This is a genomic window from Lentzea alba (genome assembly GCF_047445655.1).
Taxonomy (GTDB): domain Bacteria; phylum Actinomycetota; class Actinomycetes; order Mycobacteriales; family Pseudonocardiaceae; genus Lentzea; species Lentzea alba_A.
The window spans coordinates 1-23,248 of record NZ_JAJAEG010000021.1; the positions used below are offsets into that span (position 1 = coordinate 1).

23 protein-coding genes and 1 pseudogene are annotated in these 23,248 nt (G+C 67.1%); 15 read left to right on the forward strand and 9 right to left on the reverse strand.

Annotated elements, in window-relative coordinates; translation table 11 throughout:
- Positions 1–50: 50 nt before the first annotated feature.
- From LFM09_RS31125 to LFM09_RS31135, 3 genes and pseudogenes are all read left to right on the forward strand, one after another.
- Positions 51–701: pseudogene (locus LFM09_RS31125) on the forward strand (RNA ligase family protein); the annotation flags it as partial.
- A 67-nt stretch (positions 702–768) separates the two neighbouring features.
- Positions 769–1,827 (forward strand): AAA family ATPase, encoded by a 1,059-nt coding sequence (locus LFM09_RS31130; RefSeq protein WP_414100138.1) that lies wholly within the window; start codon positions 769–771, stop codon positions 1,825–1,827.
- Between the two features lie 56 nt (positions 1,828–1,883).
- Complete coding sequence (locus LFM09_RS31135; protein ID WP_414100139.1) at positions 1,884–2,237, forward strand: hypothetical protein; 354 nt, start codon at positions 1,884–1,886, stop codon at positions 2,235–2,237.
- On the opposite strand, the gene LFM09_RS31140 is transcribed toward LFM09_RS31135, so the two are convergent.
- Together LFM09_RS31140 and LFM09_RS31145 are read right to left on the reverse strand one after the other, a co-directional pair.
- Positions 2,234–3,220 (reverse strand): hypothetical protein, encoded by a 987-nt coding sequence (locus LFM09_RS31140; protein WP_414100140.1) that lies wholly within the window; start codon positions 3,218–3,220, stop codon positions 2,234–2,236. The two genes, LFM09_RS31135 and LFM09_RS31140, sit on opposite strands and share 4 nt — an antisense overlap.
- A 258-nt stretch (positions 3,221–3,478) precedes the next feature.
- The gene (locus tag LFM09_RS31145; protein WP_414100141.1) at positions 3,479–4,783 is read right to left on the reverse strand and encodes a DUF4142 domain-containing protein; all 1,305 of its coding nucleotides are present in this window, start codon (positions 4,781–4,783) and stop codon (positions 3,479–3,481) included.
- 183 nt (positions 4,784–4,966) lie between these two features.
- Here LFM09_RS31145 and LFM09_RS31150 point away from each other — a divergent pair, with 183 nt between their 5' ends.
- The 3 genes from LFM09_RS31150 to LFM09_RS31160 all read left to right on the forward strand — a co-directional run bounded on the left by LFM09_RS31150 (position 4,967) and on the right by LFM09_RS31160 (position 8,702).
- Entirely contained in the window at positions 4,967–5,494 is a 528-nt protein-coding gene (locus LFM09_RS31150) for a sigma-70 family RNA polymerase sigma factor (protein WP_045309470.1), read from the forward strand.
- Between the two features lie 4 nt (positions 5,495–5,498).
- Complete coding sequence (locus tag LFM09_RS31155; RefSeq protein ID WP_414100295.1) at positions 5,499–5,942, forward strand: zf-HC2 domain-containing protein; 444 nt, start codon at positions 5,499–5,501, stop codon at positions 5,940–5,942.
- A 222-nt stretch (positions 5,943–6,164) separates the two neighbouring features.
- Positions 6,165–8,702 (forward strand): BREX system ATP-binding domain-containing protein, encoded by a 2,538-nt coding sequence (locus LFM09_RS31160; protein WP_414100142.1) that lies wholly within the window; start codon positions 6,165–6,167, stop codon positions 8,700–8,702.
- On the opposite strand, the gene LFM09_RS31165 is transcribed toward LFM09_RS31160, so the two are convergent.
- The 4 genes from LFM09_RS31165 to edd all read right to left on the reverse strand — a co-directional run bounded on the left by LFM09_RS31165 (position 8,662) and on the right by edd (position 14,737).
- Entirely contained in the window at positions 8,662–9,897 is a 1,236-nt protein-coding gene (locus LFM09_RS31165) for an MFS transporter (RefSeq protein WP_414100143.1), read from the reverse strand. The two genes, LFM09_RS31160 and LFM09_RS31165, sit on opposite strands and share 41 nt — an antisense overlap.
- Entirely contained in the window at positions 9,897–11,861 is a 1,965-nt protein-coding gene (locus LFM09_RS31170) for a PEP/pyruvate-binding domain-containing protein (protein ID WP_414100144.1), read from the reverse strand. Before LFM09_RS31170 ends, LFM09_RS31165 begins: the two co-directional genes overlap by 1 nt.
- Positions 11,862–12,075: 214 nt before the next feature.
- Positions 12,076–12,699 carry a bifunctional 4-hydroxy-2-oxoglutarate aldolase/2-dehydro-3-deoxy-phosphogluconate aldolase gene (eda, locus tag LFM09_RS31175; protein WP_414100145.1) on the reverse strand — a complete coding sequence of 208 codons (624 nt, stop codon included), beginning with the start codon at positions 12,697–12,699 and terminating at the stop codon, positions 12,076–12,078.
- Between the two features lie 181 nt (positions 12,700–12,880).
- Positions 12,881–14,737 (reverse strand): phosphogluconate dehydratase, encoded by a 1,857-nt coding sequence (edd, locus tag LFM09_RS31180; protein WP_414100146.1) that lies wholly within the window; start codon positions 14,735–14,737, stop codon positions 12,881–12,883.
- Between the two features lie 227 nt (positions 14,738–14,964).
- On the opposite strand from edd, the gene LFM09_RS31185 reads away from it, so the two are divergent.
- From LFM09_RS31185 to LFM09_RS31210, 6 genes are all read left to right on the forward strand, one after another.
- Positions 14,965–15,255 (forward strand): hypothetical protein, encoded by a 291-nt coding sequence (locus LFM09_RS31185; RefSeq protein ID WP_414100147.1) that lies wholly within the window; start codon positions 14,965–14,967, stop codon positions 15,253–15,255.
- An 84-nt stretch (positions 15,256–15,339) separates the two neighbouring features.
- Entirely contained in the window at positions 15,340–16,104 is a 765-nt protein-coding gene (locus LFM09_RS31190; protein WP_414100148.1) for a hypothetical protein, read from the forward strand.
- Between the two features lie 9 nt (positions 16,105–16,113).
- Positions 16,114–17,982, forward strand: coding sequence for a fumarate reductase/succinate dehydrogenase flavoprotein subunit (locus LFM09_RS31195; RefSeq protein ID WP_414100149.1), 1,869 nt, complete (start codon positions 16,114–16,116; stop codon positions 17,980–17,982).
- Complete coding sequence (locus LFM09_RS31200) at positions 17,979–18,728, forward strand: succinate dehydrogenase/fumarate reductase iron-sulfur subunit (RefSeq protein ID WP_414100150.1); 750 nt, start codon at positions 17,979–17,981, stop codon at positions 18,726–18,728. The genes LFM09_RS31195 and LFM09_RS31200 overlap by 4 nt, the downstream gene beginning before the upstream one ends.
- Positions 18,729–18,907: 179 nt before the next feature.
- A complete protein-coding gene (locus LFM09_RS31205) occupies positions 18,908–19,315 on the forward strand; it encodes a hypothetical protein (RefSeq protein WP_414100151.1) in 408 nt (135 codons plus the stop codon).
- A gap of 18 nt (positions 19,316–19,333) precedes the next feature.
- Entirely contained in the window at positions 19,334–19,711 is a 378-nt protein-coding gene (locus tag LFM09_RS31210; protein ID WP_414100152.1) for a hypothetical protein, read from the forward strand.
- Here LFM09_RS31210 and LFM09_RS31215 read toward each other — a convergent pair whose 3' ends face one another.
- The gene (locus LFM09_RS31215; RefSeq protein WP_414100153.1) at positions 19,712–20,371 is read right to left on the reverse strand and encodes a response regulator; all 660 of its coding nucleotides are present in this window, start codon (positions 20,369–20,371) and stop codon (positions 19,712–19,714) included.
- A 114-nt stretch (positions 20,372–20,485) separates the two neighbouring features.
- Here LFM09_RS31215 and LFM09_RS31220 point away from each other — a divergent pair, with 114 nt between their 5' ends.
- From LFM09_RS31220 to LFM09_RS31230, 3 genes are read left to right on the forward strand one after another with little or no spacing between them, the layout of a single operon-like run.
- Positions 20,486–20,767: a hypothetical protein gene (locus LFM09_RS31220; RefSeq protein ID WP_414100154.1), complete on the forward strand. Its 282-nt coding sequence runs from the start codon at positions 20,486–20,488 to the stop codon at positions 20,765–20,767.
- A gap of 13 nt (positions 20,768–20,780) precedes the next feature.
- The gene (locus tag LFM09_RS31225; protein WP_414100155.1) at positions 20,781–21,146 is read left to right on the forward strand and encodes a hypothetical protein; all 366 of its coding nucleotides are present in this window, start codon (positions 20,781–20,783) and stop codon (positions 21,144–21,146) included.
- Positions 21,131–21,601: a hypothetical protein gene (locus tag LFM09_RS31230; protein WP_414100156.1), complete on the forward strand. Its 471-nt coding sequence runs from the start codon at positions 21,131–21,133 to the stop codon at positions 21,599–21,601. Before LFM09_RS31225 ends, LFM09_RS31230 begins: the two co-directional genes overlap by 16 nt.
- Positions 21,602–21,652: 51 nt before the next feature.
- On the opposite strand, the gene LFM09_RS31235 is transcribed toward LFM09_RS31230, so the two are convergent.
- Both LFM09_RS31235 and LFM09_RS31240 read right to left on the reverse strand, forming a co-directional pair.
- Complete coding sequence (locus tag LFM09_RS31235; protein WP_414100157.1) at positions 21,653–22,540, reverse strand: amino acid ABC transporter permease; 888 nt, start codon at positions 22,538–22,540, stop codon at positions 21,653–21,655.
- On the reverse strand, positions 22,537–23,184 hold the full coding sequence (locus tag LFM09_RS31240; RefSeq protein WP_414100158.1) for an amino acid ABC transporter permease: 648 nt from the start codon (positions 23,182–23,184) through the stop codon (positions 22,537–22,539). Before LFM09_RS31240 ends, LFM09_RS31235 begins: the two co-directional genes overlap by 4 nt.
- Positions 23,185–23,248: the final 64 nt, after the last annotated feature.

The following is a 23,248-nucleotide window of genomic DNA, read 5'->3' on the forward strand; positions in this document are numbered from 1 at the left end:
ACGCCACAACAACCACCGACTAACCTAACAAAGCACTACTAGTCGTCGAGGAGAAACTCGACGGTGCCAACGCGGGCATCAGCTTCGACTCCACTGGAACGCTGAAGTTGCAGTCACGCGGCCATTTCCTGACGGGTGGGCCGCGGGAACGGCAGTTCGCGCCGTTGAAGGCGTGGGCGGCGACGCATCAGGCCGTGCTGTGGGAACGGCTCGGCACGCGGTACGTCCTGTACGGGGAATGGTTGTACGCCAAGCACACCGTGTTCTACGACGCGCTGCCGCACCACTTCTGCGAGTTCGACCTGCTGGACCGCGAAACCGGGGAGTTCCTGTCCACACCGGAACGCCGCGCGGTGCTCCACGGCACGCCGGTGGTGTCGGTACCGGTGCTGCACGAGGGGCCGTTGCGGACGGTGAAGGAGCTGACCGCGCTGGTCGGGCCGTCCACCTGCCGCACGCCGCGGTGGCGTGACGTGCTGGCCGAGGCCGCGCGTGCGGCCGGTCAGGACCCGGATGTCGTTGCCGCGGAAACGGATTCGGACGACCACATGGAAGGCCTCTACATCAAGGTGGAGGAGGGCGGGCGCACGGTCGAGCGGTACAAGTGGGTGCGGCCGACGTTCGTGACGGCCGTGCTGGACTCGGGCAGCCACTGGCAGGACCGCCCGATCCTGCCGAACCGGGTGGTGGCGCGTGTTTGAGTCGCTCTGCCCTTCTGGTCCACAGTGGACTTTGGATTGGAGCGCCGTTCGTGCGGCGTTCCCGTGGGTGCGTGCTTTGGAGGGTGTTCCTCAGGATCCGATTCATCACGCGGAAGGTGATGTCGCCACACACACGCGGATGGCGTGCGAGGCGTTGGTGGCGTTGCCGGAGTGGCGGGCTCGTCCGGAGGCTGACCGCGTGCGCTTGTTCGCGACGGTGCTGCTGCACGACGTCGCGAAGCCGTTTCGCACGCAGATCGAGGACGGCCGGATCACCGCGCACGGTCACTCGCGCGCCGGAGACCTGTTGGCGCGCAAGTTGTTGTGGGAGATGGGCCGGCCGATCGCGTGGCGCGAGCACGTCGCCGCGCTGGTGCGGCATCACCAGGTGCCGTTCTGGGCGCTGGAACGACCCGACCTCGACCCCATCGTGTTCCGGGTGAGCCTGCTCGCGCGCAACGACGACCTGGCGACGCTCGCCCGTGCCGACATCCTCGGCCGGATCTGCGGCGACGCCGAGTCGGTGCTGGAGAACATCGCGCTGTTCGAGGAGTACTGCCGTGAACGCTCCTGCCTCGACCGCCCGCGTCGCTTCCCGTCCGACCACGCTCGCTTCCAGTACTTCCGGACGCCGGGGCGCGACCCGAACTACGCCGCCTACGACGACACGCGCGTCGAGGTGACCGTGCTGTCCGGGCTGCCTGGTGTCGGCAAGGACCACTGGATCTCTGCTCACCGGCCGGGCTGGCCGGTCGTTTCGCTCGACTCGGTGCGCTCACGGCTCGGCATCGCACCCGACGGCGACCAGCGCGCGGTGGCGGCCGCGGCGTTCGAGGAGGCGCGGACGTTGCTTCGGGCAGGGGAGCGGTTCGTGTGGAACGCGACCAACATCTCCCGGCAGCTGCGCGACCGGTGCATCGGGCTCGCTGCGGACTACCGGGCGCGGGTGACGTTGGTCGGCCTCGAAGCACCGAAGGACGTGATCCACTCCCGCAACCGCGCCCGCCCGGAACCGGTGCCGGCCGCCGTGATCGACCGGCTCGTCGACAAGTGGGAGGCGGTCGACCTCACCGAGGCGCATGCCGTCGAACGGGTGGACACGGCACAAACCTCGACACGTACCTAGGTCCGGTGCCGATGCCTCTTACAAGGGACCCTGCCTAGCCCTGGGGAGAGCTCGCCATGACCGACGTGCCGGCCAGATCCGTCCGCATGATCTTCGAGTTCACCGCTGACGGCGTCCGGCTGATCGAGCAGCATCCCGTCAACGTGACCGTCGGCCGGTTCCGCGACCGCCAGGCCGGCGACTACGTCGAGGTTCGCAACCACGCCGGTCAGCCCGTGAGCCGGGTGCCGGTGTGGGCTGGGCTCGGCAGCACCGTCGAGACCTTCCCCCCAGATCCACCTATCGGTGCGGAGGCCCCGCGCGTCCTCACCGTCGTGGTTCCCACGCCACCCGACGCCGACCACGTCGCTGTGGTCCGGGACAGCGGGTCCGGCACCGAGGTGCTCGGCACGTTCCGCCTTTCCCGCTAGTCATGCCGGTTGCGTGACGGCAGGGCGACGATGTCCTCGATGCCGAGCCGCAACCAGCTGTTGTCGAGGAGGACGTGCAGGTCAGCACCACGGCCGACCACCCGCGCCGTCCGCGGTAGTGGTTGCCCGTCGGGTTGAACGAGCCGGTACTCGCCGAGCACGTGGAGCCGTTCTTCGCCCAGCTCACCCACGACCAGCCGGTCGTGGTCGGGCCCGTAACCGCCGAACAGCGCGATGCGGGAACCACCCACGGCGAGGGCCTTGGCTCCGCCGATGTTGTTGTGCCATCCGGTGACGGTGTCGTTCTGGATCCGCACGACGGGGAAGTCGCTGTAGTAGCAGGCCCACGTGGCGTTGTTGCCGACGTTGAGCGCGTAGCAGTCGCTGATCACGTCCCACTTGCTGTTGTCCGGGAACTGCCACTCCTGGGCGAAGTCGGCGGAGAACCTGGTCAGCCCGCTTGAGCCGATGGGCGGCGGACTGCTGGTCTCGCCCCAGCCGTAGTTGCCGTAGACGCCTTCGTCGAAGTAGCCCACCCAGACCTCACCGCTGCGGGTGGCCTGCACGTGTTCGATGCCGTCGCCGAAGGTGTGTTCGCTCAGCACCGCTCCTGCGTGGTCGTACACGATCGCGTTGCGGTCCGGGCCCTTCGACCGCCACCGGCACCGCGCGCCCACGACCAGGACCTGGCCGTCGGGCAGTGGTTGCACCGTGGGATAGGCCAACGGGAGAGCGGGGATGTGAGCGGCGATGACGCTGTCCGGCACGTGCACCGTCACTCGTGCTGCTGACTTCAGCGCCGCTGGGTCTGCGGTCGCCGACCACAACGCCACGACCTCGCCCGCCGGGCCCACCGAAGCGGACACCCGCACGTCGCCTTCTTGCGGCGGCACGAGCTCCGCGTGGTGCCAGGCCCGGACCGTCGGCAGTGCCATCACCTCGGCACGCCGCGCCGCATCCTGACGCTCCCAGTCCTCGTTCACCGGCGCATTCGATCACGCCGCTCGTGGCGCGGCCACTGCGTTTCACGCGACCGTTCACCCTGGTTATGTCAACCCAGCACCATGCTGACCTGCGCCTTAGCAATGAGTCTTTGGACGACGTCGTCAAAAGACTCATTGCTAAGGCGGGTGGGGCGGACCCCTGGCCGTGGCCGGCACCGCGGGCAGGGGTCCGCCGGGACTGATATATCGGGTGGCGAGGGCGACAGCCGATATATCGGATATTGGGTGTGGGCTGGGCTAGCGGCGGTGTTCGCCGTGGTGGCCGATGGCTCGGACGAGCCAGAGGGTGCCCGCGCCGGCTACGACGAGAACGGCGATGCCGGTCAGGAAGCCGATGCTCGTGGACGAGTCGTCGGGCTGGGGTGGCGGGCTGTTGTTGGACTTGGTCTGGGCGGCGGCCGGGACGTCGGTCATCTGCAGCGAGTTCGCCTGGACCAGGCCGGTGCCCTCCAGCAGGAGCATGTGCTTGAGGACGAGGGTCAGGCCGGTCTGGGCGGCGATGCGGGCGGGGACGCTCTTGGTCGTGGCCCGCGCCTGGGCGACCTGGATGATGAGCGAGCCGTTGGCCGCCCGGGACAGGTTCGCGTACATGCGGTCGAGCTCCTCGCCCGAGCTGGACGAGATCGCGTTCGCCCACGACTTCTGTTCCGTCGTCGGTTCGACCGGGAGGTCCACGCCGATCTGCCCGGCCGCCTCGGTCACCGCCGAGACCAACTGGGTGTGCTCGGCGGCGAGCTGCCCGGCGACCTTGCGGACCTTCGCGTCACGGGCCCGGTCGGAGCTCTCCCGGCTGACCGGTTTCTGCCAAAGCGAATGCTGGGTGAGCAGAACGAGCAATTCCCGGTCCGACGGTTCGATGTTCTGGCCGATGACGCGGACCGCGTTCACCTGAGCCTTGGCCGTCACCAATTCAAGGGCGGACGGGTCGACCAGGCCGGTGTTCTCCAGGACGGTCATCGTGCGGATCAGCATTTGCAACGTCTGGTGGGCGAGCGTGCGAATTGAGGTGTTCTGTGTTGTGGCCCGCGTTTGTGTGGCCATTACCAGAAGGCCGCCCTGTGCCTGCCGGACGATCGTCGCGTAGGCGCGGTCGTGGTTGTCGCCGGTGCGTTCGGCCATCTCGTTGATGAGTGCCTGGTGTTCACTGCTCACGTCGTTCGGCAGGACGATGCCAAGATCGATGGCGGATTTGAGGAGATCGACGTCGAGTCGTGAATGTGCTTCGAAGATGTCTCGTCCGGCGTTGCTTATCCCCGCATTCGTGGTGCGTGTCGGAGCCTCTTTGCTCACCGGTACCAGCCAAGAGTTCGCTTGGCGCAGAGATACCATGAAAGAGCGGTCCGACGGTTGTACTTCAGTGGACTGCGCATTAGCTGGAACCGCTCCGATAACGGCTCCGATAAATGCCACAGACAGGGCGGTAAACAGCGCTGCGTGCTGTCCCAGCGTGCCCAACCGGTGACGCATAGTGCCCGTTCCTCCCCGCGTTCGAGCTGCCTTCGAAGGTGATACGCGCTGGTGGAGCTGTAGTTCACCGCGCATGCGGAGTTGCTTATGTGACGTGGATCACAGCAGAACTTGCGAACCATTCGGGCTGAATTTACGTACCCGAGAGGATTTCGCGTTCGCGGGGTAGTATCCAGAAGATTCCACTCGGCCACCGAGTCGCTAGGCCTGCCGCCCGAAGCGAAGCCGTCGCCGATATCTGGGGAGGTCGCAAGCTTCATGGTTGATCAGGGCAGGGTCGCTCAAGCCCATCAGGACGAGGAATTGCTCACGCTCCTCTACGGGCAGTTCCAGCGGATGTTGTTCTCGCAGGTCCTGTGTCTGACCAACTACGACCGTCAATGGACAGAAGATGTCGTCCAGGAGACGTTGATCAGGGCTTGGCAGAACTCCGCACACCTTGTTCGTGAACCGGGCATGTTGCGCGGCTGGCTTTGTACCGTGGCTCGTCGCATTGTGATCGACGGATGGCGCAGCCGTCAGGCGCGTCCACAGGAAGTGGAATTACTTCGTCCGGACATCGCCGAATCTCCGGACGACACCGAACAAACACTTTCGGTGATGGTCATTACCGATGTAGTACGCCAATTGAGTGATGAACATCGTTCAGCTATCTACGAAACGTATGTCATGGGACGAACCGTGAAGGAGGCCGCGATCGTTCTCGGAGTCCCCGAAGGAACCGTCAAGTCCCGGCTGTACAAGGCGATGCACACGATCCGCCGGGCACTGCAGGACAGGAGCTAGCGTGATGGTGACTCGTCAACCACATCACGGGTACGTGGTGGGAGCCGTAGACGCCGAAAACCGCATGAGCCCGGAGGGGCCATGCGGTGATGTCGCGGCATATGCGCTGGGGGTCCTCGACCCCGCGCAGCACGTGATCTTCTCCCGGCACCTAGCCGGGTGCGAGAGCTGCCGGCGTGACGCGGCCGACTTCGGCATGTTCGCGCCGGTGCTCCGTCAGGTCGTCAGCCCACCCGCGGGGCACCCGCCGTGCCGCATCACTCGCAGCATCCTGCTGGTGGCGGCGGGCGTCGTGGTGGCCATCGCCGCGGTGCTCTCGGTCGTGGAGTCGTTGTCCTCGCACGTCGACGATCCGGTCGAACGAAGTTCCCTGATCCGTGCGGAGTCTGCTCACGGTTCCGCGCTCACGGAGCACGCGGAGACGTTTCCGCTGTTCCGTCACGTGTAACCCCGGAGCGGCACCGATGAGCAGGCGGGCGACGCGGAGCCATCCGCGCACCACCCCGGCCCAGATCATCGCTCGCTCCCGATCAGCTCACAGTTCCGTTAACCGTTACCTGTGGGTAAGTTTGCCCGACGACGAAGCGCAGGTCTTTACGGTCCGCACCGAAGGAACACCGAAACCTTCGAGCCGCGGTCCTCTCGGTACCGAAGGCAGGGGTAGGCAGAGGTGACATCTCCACTACTCGGCCGGGATGCGGAACTCGCAGCTCTCGGACGTTTGCTGGACGACGCACTGCAGGGCACGGGCTCCTGCGTGGTCGTCACCGGAGGCTTCGGCATCGGCAAGTCCGCGCTGCTGGAGGCGTTCATCTCCGAGGCCCGCGAACGCGGCTTCACCGTCCGCCAGGCCAAGAGCGCTCGCCTGGAGAGCCACCTGCCGGGTGCGGTGGTGCGCCAGCTCGCGCCGTGTCTCGCCAACGAACACGACCTGGAAGAGCTGTACGCGCGCGCTGCGAACTCCGCGCGCAAGGCGCCGATCCTGATGGTCATCGACGACGTGCACGTCGCCGACACGTTCTCCAAGCGCGCTCTCGCCTACCTGCGCCCGCGGATGCAGCACATGCCGGTCGTCATCGCTCTCAGTGCCTCGCAGGGTTATCTGTCCACGGACGAGGTGACGCTGCCCGAGATCGCCGGCCACGCGCACCGCGTCGACCTCGACGGCCTCGACGTCGCGGCCGTCGAACGTCTCACCGCGGACCTCCCCGACCGGGACCCGCAACGCTGCCACGACCTCACCGGCGGCAACCCGTACCTGCTACATGCCTTGCTACGTGAGGAAGGCGAGGGTTCGGCCGCGGTCGGCGAGATGATCGGCATGCGGTTGCGCGAGTACACCGGAGCGGCCGAGGTCGCCCGGTCCGCCGCTGTGCTGGACGGTGACGCGGGGCTGGAACTGCTGTCCGCGCTCACCGGGTTCGACGCGCTGCCCGCCGTCGACACGCTCGTCCGGCTCGGCGTGCTCGCCGACACCGACCCGCTCACGTTCCGGCATCCGTTCGTGCGCAACAGCATCCTGGCCGACATGCCCGTCGCGGTGCGGTCCGCCGCGCACGCCAGGGCCGCGTGGCTGCTGTTCGAGTCGGACGCGCCCGACGAGCGCGTCGCCGATCACGTGCTGAAGGCCAGGTCCGTCCGCTTACCGTGGTCCGTCGACCTGTTGCGGGAGGTCGGCGGCATCGAGCACCTGGAACGGGCGCTCGAGGAACACCTGTCCGACGAGGACCGCCTCGCGATCGAGGTCGAGCTCGGGCACGCCGAACACCTCAAGAACAACGCGGACGGCCGCGACCGGGTCCGGGACGCGCTGACCGCCTGCGAGGACCCGCATCTCGCCGCGAACGTCGCGCTGACGCTGATCCAGAACATGTGCACGAGCTCGGACGCGCACTTCGCGGTCTCACTGGCGATCATGGTCATCGCCCGGCTGCTGCCGGAGGACCGCGACCAGGTCTGGCACCTCGTCTGCACCACGTACCTGCTCGCCGCGAACCGCGACGCCAGGATGGCGAACTGCGCCGGCAAGTACTTCGACGACCTCATCGGCGACATCCCGCAGGACCCGAACCTCAAGCGCGCGCGGTCGGCGTTGCTGGCGGTCGGCAACGCCCGCAGCGGTGACTCCTCGGCCGAAGCGGTCGAGCACGCACTGGACGCGCTCGACGGTGAGTGGGTCGACGTCTTCGGCGAGCCCTACCTGTTCACGTTCCTGGTGCCGGTGCTCGCCGACAACCCGGAGCACATCAACAAGTTCTGGCTCTCGCACAGCACCGCGCCCGTCTCGCACGACCCGCACCTGCGCCGCGGCATGCTCAGCATGATCGCCCGCGCGGCCGCGTTCCACAACAGCGGTGATCTTGCGCGTGCCTACACGTTCCTCACTCCTCCGGTGTCCACGGGCAACACGGACTGCCCCGCGGTCCTGCTGGCCACGGCGAAGCTCGCCGAGGTGTGCATCGAGATGGGGCAGTTCGACGAGGCCGCCCCGCTCGTCACGGCGGACGGCGATCTGTTGCAGCACATCAACGTCCGCTACGCCCGCGGCCGGCTGAAGCTCGCGTCGTGCCACCCGGAGGGCGCGCTGGAGGACCTGCTGGAGGTCGGCCGGCGGCTGGCTGAGCGGGAGATGCCGAACCCGGCGCTGGTGGCGTGGCGGCATCACGCCGTGCGCGCGTATTTGGCGCTGGGCAACCGTGACGACGCCGCTCGGCTCGCGCACGAGGAGCTCGACCTGGCCAAGCGATGGGGATCGACCCGCGTGGTCGGGACCGCGTTGATGAGCGTCGGCATCAGCACCGATGACGTCGATGTCCTCCTTGAGGCGGAAGAACTTCTCGCCTCGTCACCGCACCGGCTGCTGCACGCCCAGTCGCTGTACTGGCTCGGGCATCACCTGCGCCGCAAGGGCCGTGCCGACGCGGCGGCCCCGCACCTGCGGAAGGCGTTCGAACTGGCGCGGCACCTCAGCGCGCACCCGTTGGCCAAGCTCGCGGGCGACGAGGTCCGCGACGAGGACGACCAGGTGCAGGGCCTGACCAAGCAGGAGAACCGGGTCGCGCGGATGGCGGCGCAGGGCCTGACGAACCGGCAGATCGCCGAGACCCTGCACCTGACCCGCCGCACGGTGGAGCTGCACCTGTCGAGCGCCTACCGCAAGCTGAGCATCACGGGACGAGCTGAGCTCGTCGCCGCCTTGTGGTCCTGACGACGATCAGCAAGCCCGCCAGCAACGCCATCAGGATCACGGTGACGACGGCCGACAGCACCAGGAACTCGTTGAGCTGCCCGCCCGCGAGGTAGGCACCGAGTGCGACGGCGACGACCGCGCACACCGCACGGTCCATGATGGACTCCATCGAGAGAAGCGTTGCGCGGTAACGAGAATCCGGGATCGCGTCGTTCAGCAGCTTCTTCTGGATGGGGAAGCTCATGCCCGCCGTCACGGAGAACAGGCACAGCAACGCGATCGTGAGGATCCCGCCGGACGGCACGATGAACCCGATCGCCAGCGCCATCACGATCGTCAGCAGGAACACCGACTTCGCGGGCCCGATCTTCTTCGAAAGCCAGTGCGGACGGGCTGCGGCGACGGCCTCGAAGATCGTCATCGCGGCGAGCACCGAGCCGTACCAGTTGACCGAGACGTTCTTCGACTCCAGGACCGGCTGGAAGAGGTTCACCTGCAGGATCCGGACGAGCGTGAACATCGCGATGCCCTGGACCATCAGCAGGAGCAGCCAGCGTGACGTCTTGAGCGAACTGAACGCACCGCCGACGCCCGCGAGCAGCTTGGACGTCTTGCCCTCCGGCCGGGTCCAGCCCGGGATGGGCGGCAGTTTCAGGGCCAGCACCACCGCGATCGCGGCGTTGATCGCGGTCAGCCAGTACGGCGACGGCATGTTCCACTGCATCAGCAGACCGATCACCGGCCAGTACACGATCTTGCCGACCAGGCTGTACGAACGGCCGACGCCCTCGACCTTGAGGTAGAGGTGCCCGGCGTTGTGCGCGTTGAGGTACTCGTAGAGGTACGCGCTCTGGGCACCCGAGATCAACGACCTGGCCAGCGCGATCAGCAGGAAGTGGATCAAGAACCCGGTGTAGTTGCCGGCGAGCACCGGCACCAGGTTCGCCACGACGAGAACGCTCGCGCCGAGCCACAGCGACGTGCGGTAGTCGAAGCGGTCCGCGACCATGCCGGTCGGGATCTCCATGAGGCAGAACGCGATGTAGTAGATCGACTGGATGCCGAAGATCTCGGCGTCGCTCAGCCCGAGCTGCTTCTGGTACTCGTAGAAGATCGGGATCCACAGCAGCAGCCCGAAGAAGAACTGGAAGCCGTACGTCAGGCGGACGGCACGCGCCACTTCCGGAGTCGCCGGTACGCGAAGACCCAGCATCAGATCGAGTACGGCCGCAGCTGCAGGACGTAGAGGATCTCGTCGGTGGCGAGCCACTCGATGTCGACCGGCGAGTCGAACGTGTAGTCCGGCGAGAAGTGCGACTGCAGCAACCGTCCGACGATCGCGAGCCTCTGCAGCTGCGCGTGGGCCTTGGGGCTGAGGTCTTCCTTCGCGTCACCGAGGGAGACCGTGCGGCCGCCACCCTCCACAGTGGAGTAGAGGTACTGCATCGGCTGCTTCGAACCCTCGACGACGTCGGTGACGTTCGGCGAGACGTTGATGTAGACGTTGCGGAAGTCGTTGCGGTTCATGGGGTTCGTGGTGACCATGACGCCACCGAAGTCCGCCTGCACCTGCTCCTGGATCACGACGCCCATGAAGCAGTCGTCGAGCGAGATGCCGGCCTGCTGCCGCAGTCGCACGCTGCGTGCGGACACGAGCGAGGCCCACACGTCCTTGACGGACTCGACGATCTTCTCGGCGCTGGTGACGTGGTTGTACGACTCGTAGATGCCCGCGGCGGAGAACCCGGCCAGGTCCTCGGCGTTCGACGAGCTGCGCACCACGAAAGTCCGCACACCCGCGAGGTTCTCGACGAGCGCACTGTCCAGTTCGGACAGCAGGTAGTCCGGCACGCGGGTCTTGCGGATCAGCTGCTGCAGCTCGACGCACAACGGCTCGATCTCGCGGGCGTTGAGCTCCAGCGCCATCTTCAGCTTGCCGATGGCCTGCTGGATCTTCGGCGACGACTCCAGGAAACCCTGGTGCATCGAGAACGGCAACGCGATCCCGCGCGGCACCCGCACCCGTTCGGCGAGCAGCTGCTGGGCGGCGGCGAGCTGGTCGTCGCCGTCGTTGTCGAGCAGCTTCGCCAGGTAGGGCATGAGGTTGTCGCGCGGCGGGCGCGGCACCGAGAAGAACCCGAGCAGCCGGCGCGGCGACTCGTTCGCGAGCACGTGGTGCAGCTCGCCGAGGTTCGCGGCCTTGGTGCCGTAGCGGTGGCTGTCGTTGTAGCGGATCTTGCCGAGGTTGAGGATCGGGTTGTAGGTGTCCTCTGGCTCTTCGAGGGTGATGCGCTGCGCGTACCAGGCGGGGCGCTGGCCGAGGTCCTGCGGCTCGTCGATCAGCCGCAACCCGACCTCGGCGGCCTTCGGCGACACTTCGTACTCGACCCACTGGCCGTCGAGGTGCTCGCGGTCGATCAGGTCGAACGCGCCGAGCTGGATGGCGTTCGGGATGGACCAGCCGGTCGCCAGGACGTTGGTGTGCGACAGGGGAGTGGTGTGGCTGGCGTTGATGATGCCGGCGAGCCGCGGAATGTCGTCCGGAACGCGGTGCATCACCACGATGTCGAACCACTCCAGCGTGTTCTCGCGGTACTCCTGCTCACTGCGGAATGCGCGCAACCGGCCCTTCGTGGTGCCCGGATTCAACGCCACGAACTCCGCGGTGGAGAACAATTCGTGCGCCAGGATCCGTGGAAGCCTTTCCACCGGAAGCTCCGCCACCTCTTGTTCCTGGAGGTGGTTGGCGGGCTTGAAGAACAACGGCGTCGCGGGGTCGACGTTCCTGCGCACCTCGCCGTAGAAGAACTCGATCATGTCCGCCGACATGGTGTCGACCTCGACCGTCTCCAGCGAGAACATGCGCTTGTCCTCGCGCTTGTGCAGCGACAGGATGCCGAGGAAGAACCGCCGGTCAGAGGCGTGGTAGAAGCTCTGGTTGAACTCGTCGATCCGTGCGCGCATCTCGTCGCCGTCGATGCCGAGGATCTCCTGGCCGATGTAGATGGCGTGGAACTCGTGGCGCGCGTTGTTCAGGAAGTGGATCGTCCCGTTGTGCCGGTCGACGACCACCTTGACGAAGGAATAACCACCCAGACTGCCGGACAGCTGGTTGAATGCTGACATGGTCAGCTGTTCTCCGACCAACCCCGCCACGTCGGCTTCCTGGACAGCCACACCCGCTCCTCTCGTGCGCCATTGCAACGAGTCAGTGTGACACTCGGGAGTTGGGCGTTATTCCTCTGGAAATCTCAATTGGCAGGGATTTGGTTCACCTTTCCTCAAACCTCCGTTAATACGAGACCGGCGTCACCTCCCGTTGGGTGAACAATCCAACGTGGTGGGACGCCGGTCTCGTGGTGTGGGCGGATCTCCCGGTTCGTGATCTCGGTTACCCGAGCGCGGTGGCCTCACGGGCGAGCGTCTCGATGCGGTCCCAGTCGCCGGCCTTGAGCGCGTCCTTCGGGGCCAGCCACGAGCCGCCGACGCAGCCGACGTTCGGCAGCGCGAGGTAGTTCGGCGCGGTCCGCGGGGTGATGCCGCCGGTCGGGCAGAACCTCACGTGCGGGATCGGCCCGCCGATCGACTTCAGGTAGTCGATGCCGCCCGCTGCCTCGGCCGGGAAGAACTTCAGCGCGGTGAGCCCGCGCTCAACCAGTCGCATCACCTCGGACACCGTCGCCGCGCCCGGCAGGTACGGCAGCCCGGTCGCGTCGGCGGCGTCGAGCACCCGGTCGGTGGTGCCGGGCGTGACGAGGAACGCCGCTCCGGCCTTCGCCGCCTGCTCGGCGTGCTCCGGCGCCGTGACGGTGCCCGCGCCGATCACGATCTCCGGCACCTCGCGGGCGACGTTCTCGATCGCGGCGAGCGCGGCCGGCGTGCGCAGCGTGAGCTCGATGACGCGGACGCCACCGCGCAGCAGTGCCTGGGCGAGCGGCACCGCGTGGTCGGCGTCGTCGACCACGACGACGGGGATGACGGGCGACAGCGCGAGCAGGTCGGCTCCGGTGGTCACGAGCGCTCTCCTTGATCGAAAACCGATATATCGCATACCGTCCGGATGCAAAAAACGTTTGCGGACGTCCGCAAAAGACTCGTTGCAACGGCCGTCGAGCAGGCCTCGCTGCGGGCCTTGCAACAGGTCTTTTGACGACGTCGTCAAAAGACTCATTGCTACGGCGCAGGTCGGCGGGGTGCTACTGGTGCGTGACCGGGGCGAAGTGGTCGGCGGTGATGGGGCCGAACACCGTCGCGCCGCGGTCGGCAGGTCCGACGGTACGGCGCAGGGCGGCGAACAGCTCGCGGCCGGTGCCGACCCACTCGCGGCCGGTCGGCGGGAAGTCGACGAGCGGGCGGGTGGCGAGCTCGTCGGCGGAGACGTGGACCTCGAGGGTGCCGGCGGTGGCGTCGAGGCGGATGACGTCGCCGTCGCGGACCCGGCCGAGCGGGCCGCCGACCGCGGCCTCCGGGGTCAGCTGGATGGCGGCCGGGATCTTGCCCGAGGCGCCGGACATGCGGCCGTCCGTCACCAGGGCGACCTTGTGGCCGCGGTCCATCAGCACGCCGAGCGGCGGGGTCAGCTTGTGCAGCTCGGGCATGCCGTTGGCCTGGGGGCCCTGCTGGCGGACGACGACGACCACGTCGCGGTCGAGCTCGCCGGCCTTGAAGGCCTCCTGGAACGCCTCCTGCGTGGTGAACACGCGGGCCGGGGCCTCGACGACGTGGTTCTCCGAGGCGACCGCCGAGACCTTGATGACCGAGCGGCCGAGGTTGCCCGACAGCATTCGCAGGCCGCCGTCCGCGGCGAACGGGTCGGAGGCGGGGCGCAGGACGTCGAGGTCCAGCGAACGGCCGGGGCCGTCGACCCAGACCAGCTCGCCGTCGGCCAGCATCGGCTCCTGGCGGTAGCGGTCCAGGCCGTGGCCGACCACGGTGTTGACGTCGCCGTGCAGCAGACCGGCGTCCAAAAGCGTTCCGACGACGAACTGGACACCGCCGGCCGCCTGGAAGTGGTTGATGTCGGCGCTGCCGTTCGGGTAGACCCGCGCCAGCAGCGGCACGATCGCCGACAGGTCGTTCAGGTCGTCCCAGCTCAGCTCGATGCCCGCGGCGGCGGCGATGGCGACCAGGTGCATCGTGTGGTTCGTGGAGCCGCCGGTGGCCAACAGAGCAACCACACCGTTGACGACGGCCTTCTCGTCGACGATGTGCGCGATCGGCGTGTAGCCCTCGCCCTTGGCCATCTCGACGGCACGGCGGCCGGCGTACTCGGTCAAAGCGCGACGCAACGACGTCCCCGGCGGCACGAAAGAGGCGCCTGGGAGGTGCAGGCCCATGACCTCGACGACCATCTGGTTCGAGTTCGCGGTGCCGTAGAACGTGCAGGTGCCGGGGGAGTGGTACGAGGCGGCCTCGGCCTCCAGCAGGTCCTCACGCGAGGCCTTGCCCTCCGCGTAGAGCTGCCGGACGCGGGCCTTCTCCTTGTTCGACAGGCCGGACGCCATCGGGCCCGCGGGCACCAGGATCGACGGCAGGTGGCCGAACGACAGCGCGCCGATCAAGAGCCCGGGCACGATCTTGTCGCAGACGCCCAAAAGGACCGCCGCGTCGAACATCTCGTGCGACAGGGCGACGCCGGTGGACATCGCGATGACGTCGCGGCTGAACAGCGACAGCTCCATGCCCTCGCGGCCCTGGGTGATGCCGTCGCACATCGCGGGCACGCCGCCCGCGAACTGGGACACACCACCGACAGCGCGGACCGAGTCCTTGATCCAGGCCGGGTACTCCTGGAACGGCTGGTGGGCCGAGAGCATGTCGTTGTAGGACGAGACGATCGCGACGTTGGACTTGCGCAGCGCTCGCAACGCGGCCTTGTCGCCACCGGTGATCCCGGCGAAGCCGTGCGCCAGGTTGCTGCACGCGAAGCCGGACCGGGACGTGCCGTCCTGCGCGGCCGCGGCCACACGTTCGAGGTACACACGACGGGTGTCGGCGCTTCGGGCGGCGATCCTGCGTGTCACCTCTGTCAGAACGGGATGCAGTTCGGTCATGGGGGTCTCCGGGTCATCACGGGCCGTGGTGGGGCCCTTACGAGACGACAACGGTGGCGTCCCACGGACGGGCGTGACGCCACACACAGTAAGTCATGGCTGGTCGTCGACACAAAAACGATTCAGTAACTGGGAGGGAACCAGTTTTGAATCTTGGCGTGTGGTGCTTGTCACATGGCTTGAGATTGGGCAGAGTGCGGGGCACGACCTTGGAACGGAGGTGTCCCATGACGTCCACGGAGATCGTCGAACTGCGCCGGGTCATCGGTCAGATGCGGCATGCCGTCAGCGCGCTGCGCGCCAGGTATGGCGACGTGGCAGCGGTTCAGCGCCTTGCCAACGACGTTGAACGCATGGACATCGACGCCACCGAACTCGTCGACCTCAGCACCCCGAGGCAGCGCGAAGCTCCTCAAGTGGAACGCGAGGTCGTGGTCGTGCCCGACACGCCCTACGACGAGTCGTTGTGGAAGGACGCAGACGACGAAGGACTCGGTGGCTACCGCAACCGGACCTGAGCCGAACTGATCACACGGCCCCCGCCGACGCGGGGGCCGTTCGGCGTTTCTCCACAACGACGTGGACCCCCAGAAAGGTGAGTAATGGCGAGGGCAGAGATCGCCGCCAGGACTCTGCGCACGGACCGATGGTGGCTGCCACCGCTGACGACGTTCGTCGGCCTGCTGCTCATCTCGATCTACGCGGCGTTCCGCACGTTCCAGGGGGACTACTACTGGGTCGACCAGTACCACTACCTCACACCGATGTACTCGCCGTGTCTCACGGAGGAGTGCGTCCCAGCCGCATCGCACTTCGGTCAGTGGTTCCCGGCGCTGCCAGGCTTCCTGACCCCGCCGGTGATCATCATCCCGTTCCTGCTGGGCTTCCGGATCACCTGCTACTACTACCGCAAGGCCTACTACCGGGCCGCCTGGGCGTCACCGCCCGCGTGCGCCGTGGCCGAGCCGCACAGCAAGTACACCGGTGAGACGCGTTTCCCGTTGATCGCGCAGAACCTGCACCGCTACTTCTTCTACGCGGCCTCGCTCCTGCTGCTGATCAACATCTACGACGCGGTCCTCGCGTTCGGCACCGGCGTCGGCCTGGGCAACATCATCCTGCTGGTCAACGTCGCGCTGCTCGGCGCGTACACGCTGTCCTGCCACTCGTGCCGCCACATCGCGGGCGGGCGGCTCAAGCACTTCTCCAAGCACCCGGTCCGGTACTGGATGTGGACGCAGATCTCGAAGCTGAACAACCGGCACATGCTGCTGGCCTGGGCTTCGCTGATCTTCGTCTGCCTCACCGACCTGTACGTCGCGCTGGTCGCCTCGGGAACGATCTCCGACCTCCGCTTCATCAACTAAGGAGTGGTTTTGCCCGAGCTGGAAAGGCATTCGTTCGACGTTCTCGTGATCGGCGCGGGTGGTGCCGGTCTGCGTGCCGCGATCGAGGCCCGTGAGCACGGCCTGCGCACCGCCGTTCTCTGCAAGTCGTTGTTCGGCAAGGCACACACCGTCATGGCCGAGGGCGGGATCGCCGCCGCCATGGGCAACGCGAACGAGAGCGACAACTGGCAGGTCCACTTCCGCGACACGATGCGCGGCGGCAAGTTCCTCAACAACTGGCGCATGGCCGAGCTGCACGCACAGGAAGCGCCGCAACGGGTCTGGGAGCTGGAGACCTACGGCGCGCTGTTCGACCGCACCAAGGACGGCCGGATCTCGCAGCGCAACTTCGGCGGCCACGAGTACCCGCGCCTCGCGCACGTCGGCGACCGCACCGGACTCGAACTGATCCGCACGCTGCAGCAGAAGATCGTCTCGTTGCAGCAGGAGGACTTCAAGGAGTTCGGCGACTACGAGGAACGCCTGCGGGTGTTCCAGGAGTTCACCGTCACCGACCTCGTCAAGGACGGCGACAGGATCGCCGGCGCGTTCGGCTACTGGCGCGAGTCCGGCCGGTTCGTGCTGTTCGAGGCACCCGCGGTGATCCTCGCGACCGGCGGCATCGGCAAGTCGTTCAAGGTCACCTCGAACTCCTGGGAGTACACCGGCGACGGCCACGCGCTCGCGATGCGCGCGGGAGCCTCGCTGATCAACATGGAGTTCATCCAGTTCCACCCCACCGGGATGGTCTGGCCGCCGTCCGTCAAGGGCATCCTCGTCACCGAATCCGTCCGCGGTGACGGTGGCGTGCTGCGCAACTCCGACGGCAAGCGGTTCATGTTCGACTACATCCCCGAGGTGTTCAAGGACAAGTACGCCGACAACGAGGAAGAAGCCGACCGCTGGTACACCGACCAGGCCAACAACCGGCGCCCACCGGAGCTGCTGCCGCGTGACGAGGTCGCGCGCGCGATCAACTCCGAGGTGAAGGCGGGGCGTGGTTCACCGCACGGCGGCGTTTTCCTCGACGTGTCAACGCGTCTGCCCGCGGAGGAGATCCGCAAGCGGCTGCCGTCGATGCACCACCAGTTCAAGGAACTGGCGGACGTCGACATCACCGCGCAGCCGATGGAGGTCGGCCCGACCTGCCACTACGTGATGGGTGGCGTCGAAGTCGATCCCGACACCGGATCCTCTTCCGTGGCAGGGCTTTACGCCGCCGGTGAGGTCTCCGGCGGCATGCACGGCTCGAACCGTCTGGGCGGCAACTCGTTGTCGGACCTGCTCGTGTTCGGGCGCAGGGCCGGTGCGGGTGCTGCGGAGTACGTGCGGGCACTCGGCGACCGGCCGGTGGTCTCGGAGGAGATCGTCACCGAAGCACGGGCGACCGCGCTCCGGCCGTTCCAGACCGAAGGCGGCGAGAACCCGTACACGCTGCACATGGAGCTGCAGCAGTCGATGAACGACCTGGTCGGCATCATCCGGCGTGCGGGGGAGATGGAAGAAGCGTTGCAGCGCCTGGAGAAGCTCAAGGAGCGGGCCCAGTCGCTGACGGTCGAGGGGCACCAGCAGTTCAACCCGGGCTGGCACCTCGCGCTCGACCTGCGCAACATGTTGCTGGTGTCGGAATGCGTGGCGAAGGCGGCACTGCTGCGCACGGAGTCCCGCGGTGGGCACACCCGTGACGACCACCCCGCGATGGACGCCGAGTGGCGCCGGAAGCTGTTGGTGTGCAACGTCGACGGTGATGGCGTGAGCGTCGAGGAGAAACCGCAGATCCCGATCCGCAACGACCTGCTGGACCTGTTCGAACGCACCGAGCTGGAGAAGTACCTCACCGCCGAGGAGTTGTCATGAGCTACCAGGGGAAGTTCCGGGTGTGGCGCGGTGACGACTCCGGCGGCGCGCTGGAGGACTTCACCGTCGAGGTCAACGAGGGTGAGGTCGTGCTCGACATCATCCACCGGCTGCAGGCCACGCAGGCACCGGACCTCGCGGTGCGGTGGAACTGCAAGGCGGGCAAGTGCGGCTCGTGCTCCGCGGAGATCAACGGCCGCCCGCGCCTGCTGTGCATGACCCGGATGTCGATCTTCGAGGAGTCGGAGACGATCACGGTCACGCCGATGCGGACGTTCCCGATCATCCGGGACCTCGTGACGGACGTGTCCTTCAACTACACCAAGGCGCGAGAGGTCCCGTCGTTCGCGCCGCCGAAGGACCTGGCGCCGGGCGAGTACCGGATGCAGCAGGTCGACGTCGAGCGCTCGCAGGAGTTCCGCAAGTGCATCGAGTGCTTCCTGTGCCAGAACACCTGCCACGTGGTGCGTGACCACGAGGAGAACAAGGAGGCCTTCTCGGGCCCCCGTTTCCTCATGCGCGTCGCGGAACTGGAGATGCACCCGCTCGACACGGCCGACCGCGTCGACCAGGCGCAGGAGGAGCACGGGCTCGGGCTCTGCAACATCACCAAGTGCTGCAGCGAGGTGTGCCCCGAGCACATCCACATCACCGACAACGCGCTCATCCCGATGAAGGAGCGCGTGGCCGACCGCAAGTACGACCCGATCGTCTGGCTCGGCAACAAGCTGTTCAAGCGTTCGTAGCACGCGCCCGTCTCGTGGGCCGGGGATCGTACAACCGGCCCACGGGACGACGGGGCCGTTTTCCTGTGTTTGCCACCTTCGGGGGCTTCCTCCAGTTCTCCCGCACCGACGTGGAATTCCGGTGCTGTACTGATGCCGGATCGCAGCTGAGCGATCCGCGCACAATGGGGGAACTGAAAATGCGAAAGTTGTTCGCCGCCGGTGCGGTGGCTTTGTTGTCGTGCCTGTCCGTTTCGTCGGCCGCATCCGCCGAGGAGTCGTGGTGCACGATTCCCCAGACCCAGGGGAACGGCACGATCAACGTGTTCATCGTGCCGCAGACCGGTGACGGGTGTTCGGTGCTCAGGATGGTCGTGCAGTTCGCGCCGGTGCCATGGGGGGAGCCCAGTCAGACCGGTTTCTTCCGGGCGTTCGGCCCGAACGGCCACCTGGGCGACAGTGTGACCAAGTACTGGACGTATCAGGAGTCGTATCGCGTCGAGGTGAACCAGAAGACGTTCGACGGCGCGTTGTGGTGCGGGGAGTTCTGGATTCAAACGGGGGACACGTTCACCCGTGCCACCGAGCCGGTTTGTGCCGAGTTCTGACATTTCCTGGGGGAAACGATGAAGATTCGTGAATTGATGCTTTCGGTCGCGCTCGCGGCCCTTGTGGTGCCGGTGGCCGCCACGAACGCCGTGGCGGGCGGCACGAGCGGGATGTGCGGGGCGGTCCCGACGCAGAGCGAGTGCCAGATCGCGCACCTGAGCTTCCCCGGCGGCAGGCTCTCCGTCGACGTGGACATCGACCGGAAGTGGCCGTACGCCAACTACCGCACCACCTGGGACGTGTGGGACAGCCAGGGGCCGACCACGTGCAAGCGCGAGATCTGGTCGGACGACCCTCCCGGTTCCTGGACCTGCGAGGGCATCCACGCAGGCCCCATCTCGCTGACCGTCGACAAGCAGACGCCTGATTTCGCCCACCTCGGCCTGCGCTGGTAGTCAGCCGGCCAGCTGCGGCACGACCAGCCGGGACTCGTAGGCCATCACCACGGCCTGCGCCCGGCTGGTCAGCCGCAGCTTCGTCATCACGCGGTTGAGGTGCGTCTTCACCGTGCCCTCGGTGACGGACAGCCTGCTCGCGATGGCGGCGTTCGTGAGGCCGGTGCCGACGAGCCGCAGCACCTCGCGTTCACGGCCGGTGAGCCTGTCCAGGCCGACCGAACCCCACGGTGACACGGCGGTGTCACCGCGCAGGTACGCCTCGACGAACCGGCGCATGACCGTGGGACCGAACTGCATCTCACCGGACGCCACGGCGCTGATCGCGGCCAGCAGCCGGGCGGGTTCCGACTTCTTCAGCACGAACCCGGCGGCGCCCAGGCGCAGCGCCTCGTGGACGTACTCGTCCAGGTCGACCGTGGTCAGCACCAGCACCCGCGCGGACGTCGCGACGCGTTTGAGCGCCGTGAGCCCCGGCAGGCGGATGTCGAGCAGGATCACGTCCGGCCGGCACGACTCGGCCAGCCGCACAGCGGTGTCAGCGTCGGCGGCCTCGCCGACGACGGTCAGATCCGGTGAACCGTTCAGCAATGCGACCAGGCCGGCTCTGAACAACGGCTGGTCGTCGACTACGAGCACGCGCGTCACAATGCCCCTCATCCATGTGACGTCACCGCGGTAGATCCCCCCAACCGGGAGCGTACCGCGAAAGTTGACGAGAGATCCACTGTTCGTGAGACGACCCGGTTCCGCTTCCGTCGATACGTTCCGCGCATGCGAACCGCATCGGCCGACCTGCTCGCAGTCCGCACGATCACCGCCGACGGCTCGGACGTCTACCTGCGGGTCACGTCCAGTCCCGTCGACCTGGAGATCCGGTGGTACCGCGACGGTGACCTCCGGGTGGCCGGCACGCCCGTCCGGTTCCCGGCGGGTGATCGTTCGCGCCGGCTCCTGGGGACGAACTTCCGCGCGGGCACCACGTTCTGTCTGGGCGTGGTGGGGGACTGCGAGGACGGCTGGTGCGGCGTCGTCGACTGGAACGTCTACTCCTGAGGGGAAATTCTCGATGAAACGTGTTCTCGCCGGCCTGCTCGCGGTCGGCTTCGCGATGCTGTCGGCGGCGCCCGCGCAAGCGGCGTCGACCACGATCACGGTGCCGTTCAAGCACAACCAGATCACCTGGTTCACCACCGCCCGCACGATCACCGTCGCCGGGTCGAACATCGACGCCCAGGTCGCGCTCGCCGGTGTCATGCAGCTCGCCTGGTACAAGTGCGGCGACCGCAACACGCGTGGCGCGTTCATCCGGATGGAGGAGTACCGCAAGCACGTGGGCACGAACTTCAAGGCGGGTACCAAGTTCTGCCTCGCGTCGAACAGCCCCTACACCTCGGGCACCGTCGGAGGAACGTTGTGGTGGAGCGGCCACTGATCGCGGCGCTCCTGCTCATGGCTGTCGCGTCGGGCTGTGCGTCGCCGCCACCGGCTCCGCCGCAGCTGCTGGACCAGCAGCAGTACGCGAAAGCGTTGCAGGACGGCTACTCCCGCTTCGACTGGCCTGGGGGCCACCAGCCGGATCTCGCGGTGCTGGCGGAGAAGTCGGGCCCAGGGCCGGACAGGCTGCCGTCGGGCAGTGAGCGGGTCGTTCTGGAGATCACCAACTCGTGCGCCTGGTACCTCGACTGGGAGGACGCGCGCAAGCGTGGCGACCAGACGGCGGCTACCGCGGCGTTGAAGGTGATGGACGAGGTGCTGCCGAAGTTCTCGCCGGAGGACCCGGACGGGCAGCGCTACGCCCGTGAGACGGCCGCCAAAGCCGAGGCGGGTGACGGCGCGCAGGCGGCGGACTACGTGGCGACCAACTGCGATTCCGTGGTCTGGCAATAGAAAACGGGGCGTGTCCGAAGTGGACGCGCCCCGTTTCGTCTTCCGCTGTGATCAGGCGCCGCCCACGGCCTGCGAGGCGCCCGCCGCGCCGAGCTGGACCTGCGCGGCGTCGTCGTTGTCCAGCTTGATTACCTTCTTGTTGCGGCGGTTGCGCTTCTCCAGGTAGTTCGCGAACCACGTGAGGAGCAGGCACAGTCCGATGTAGATGGACGCGACCACGATCATCGTCGGGATCAGCGGACGGCCGAACTGCAGCTGGCCACCGATCTGGCGGCCCCAGTACAGCAGCTCCTCGAAGGTGATGAGGAAGCCGAGCGCGGTGTCCTTCAGCAGCACGACGAGCTGGCTGATGATGGTCGGCAACATCGCGCGCAACGCCTGTGGCAGCAGCACGAGCACCATCACCTGCGTCTTGCGCATGCCCAGCGCGTACGCGGCCTCGCTCTGCCCCTTGGGCAACGAGTTGATGCCCGCGCGGAAGATCTCCGCGAGCACCGAGCCGTTGTACAGCATCAGGCTGAGCACCACGGCGGTGAACGCGGTGAGCTTGATGCCCGTCGTCGGCAGGCCGTAGTAGAAGAAGAACATCATGATGACGAGCGGGATCGCGCGGAACAGCTCCACGATCACCGCCGCCGGCGCGCTGATCCACTTGTGGTCCGACAGCCGTGCCGCCGCGAACACCGCGCCGAACACGAGCGCCAGCACCGCACCGACCGCGAACGCGCTGAGCGTGCGGCCGAGCGCCTCGAACAGGGAGATCTGGATCTGCTTGTACTCGAACCAGCTCCACTTGCGGCCCTCGAACTGGCCGGTGTCGAAGAAGCGCCACACGACGTAGCCGGCGAGAGCGGCGATCGCGGCGATGCCGACGACCGCGTAGGCGCGGTAGCGGATCTTGGCCCGTGGACCGGGAACGTCGAAGAGGACGGTGCTCATCGGGACACGCTCCAGCGCTTTTCCAGAACCCGCTGCAGGTACGTCAGCGGCATTACCAGCAGGACGAAGATGCCGGCGACCCACAGCATGCCGGTCAGGGTGTCCTCACCGAGCTCGGACAGCGCGTCGCGGATGGCGCCCGCCTCCCGGACGGAGAAGCCCGCCGCGACGGTGGTGTTCTTCAGCAACGCGATGAACGTGCTGACCATGGGCGGGACGACGGAGCGCAGCGCCTGCGGGAGCACGATGCTGCCGAGCATCTGGGTGAACGTCAGACCCAGTGCGCGCGACGCCTCTGCCTGGCCGATCGGCACCGTGTTGATGCCGGAGCGGACGACCTCGCAGACGAACGCCGACGTGTAGAGCGTCAGCGCCACGACCGCGGCGGTGAAGAACTCGAACTTGATGATCTCCAGGTAGGGGTACGCGAACACGAAGAACACGAACACCAGCGTGAGCGGCGTGTTGCGCACGACCGTCACGTACAGCGTGCCGACCCCGCGGAACACGGGAACCGGGCTGACGCGCAGCATCGCGAGGAAGACGCCCAGCAGCAGCGACGCGATACCGGAGACCGCGAACAGCTTGAGCGTGTTCGCGAAGTGGTGCACGAACAGGTCGAGGTTTCGGGTGAGGACGCCCATCGAATTCCTTGCCGTCGTCCGTCGTCAATGGAACGGCCGGTGGACCCGCCGTGCGAGTCCACCG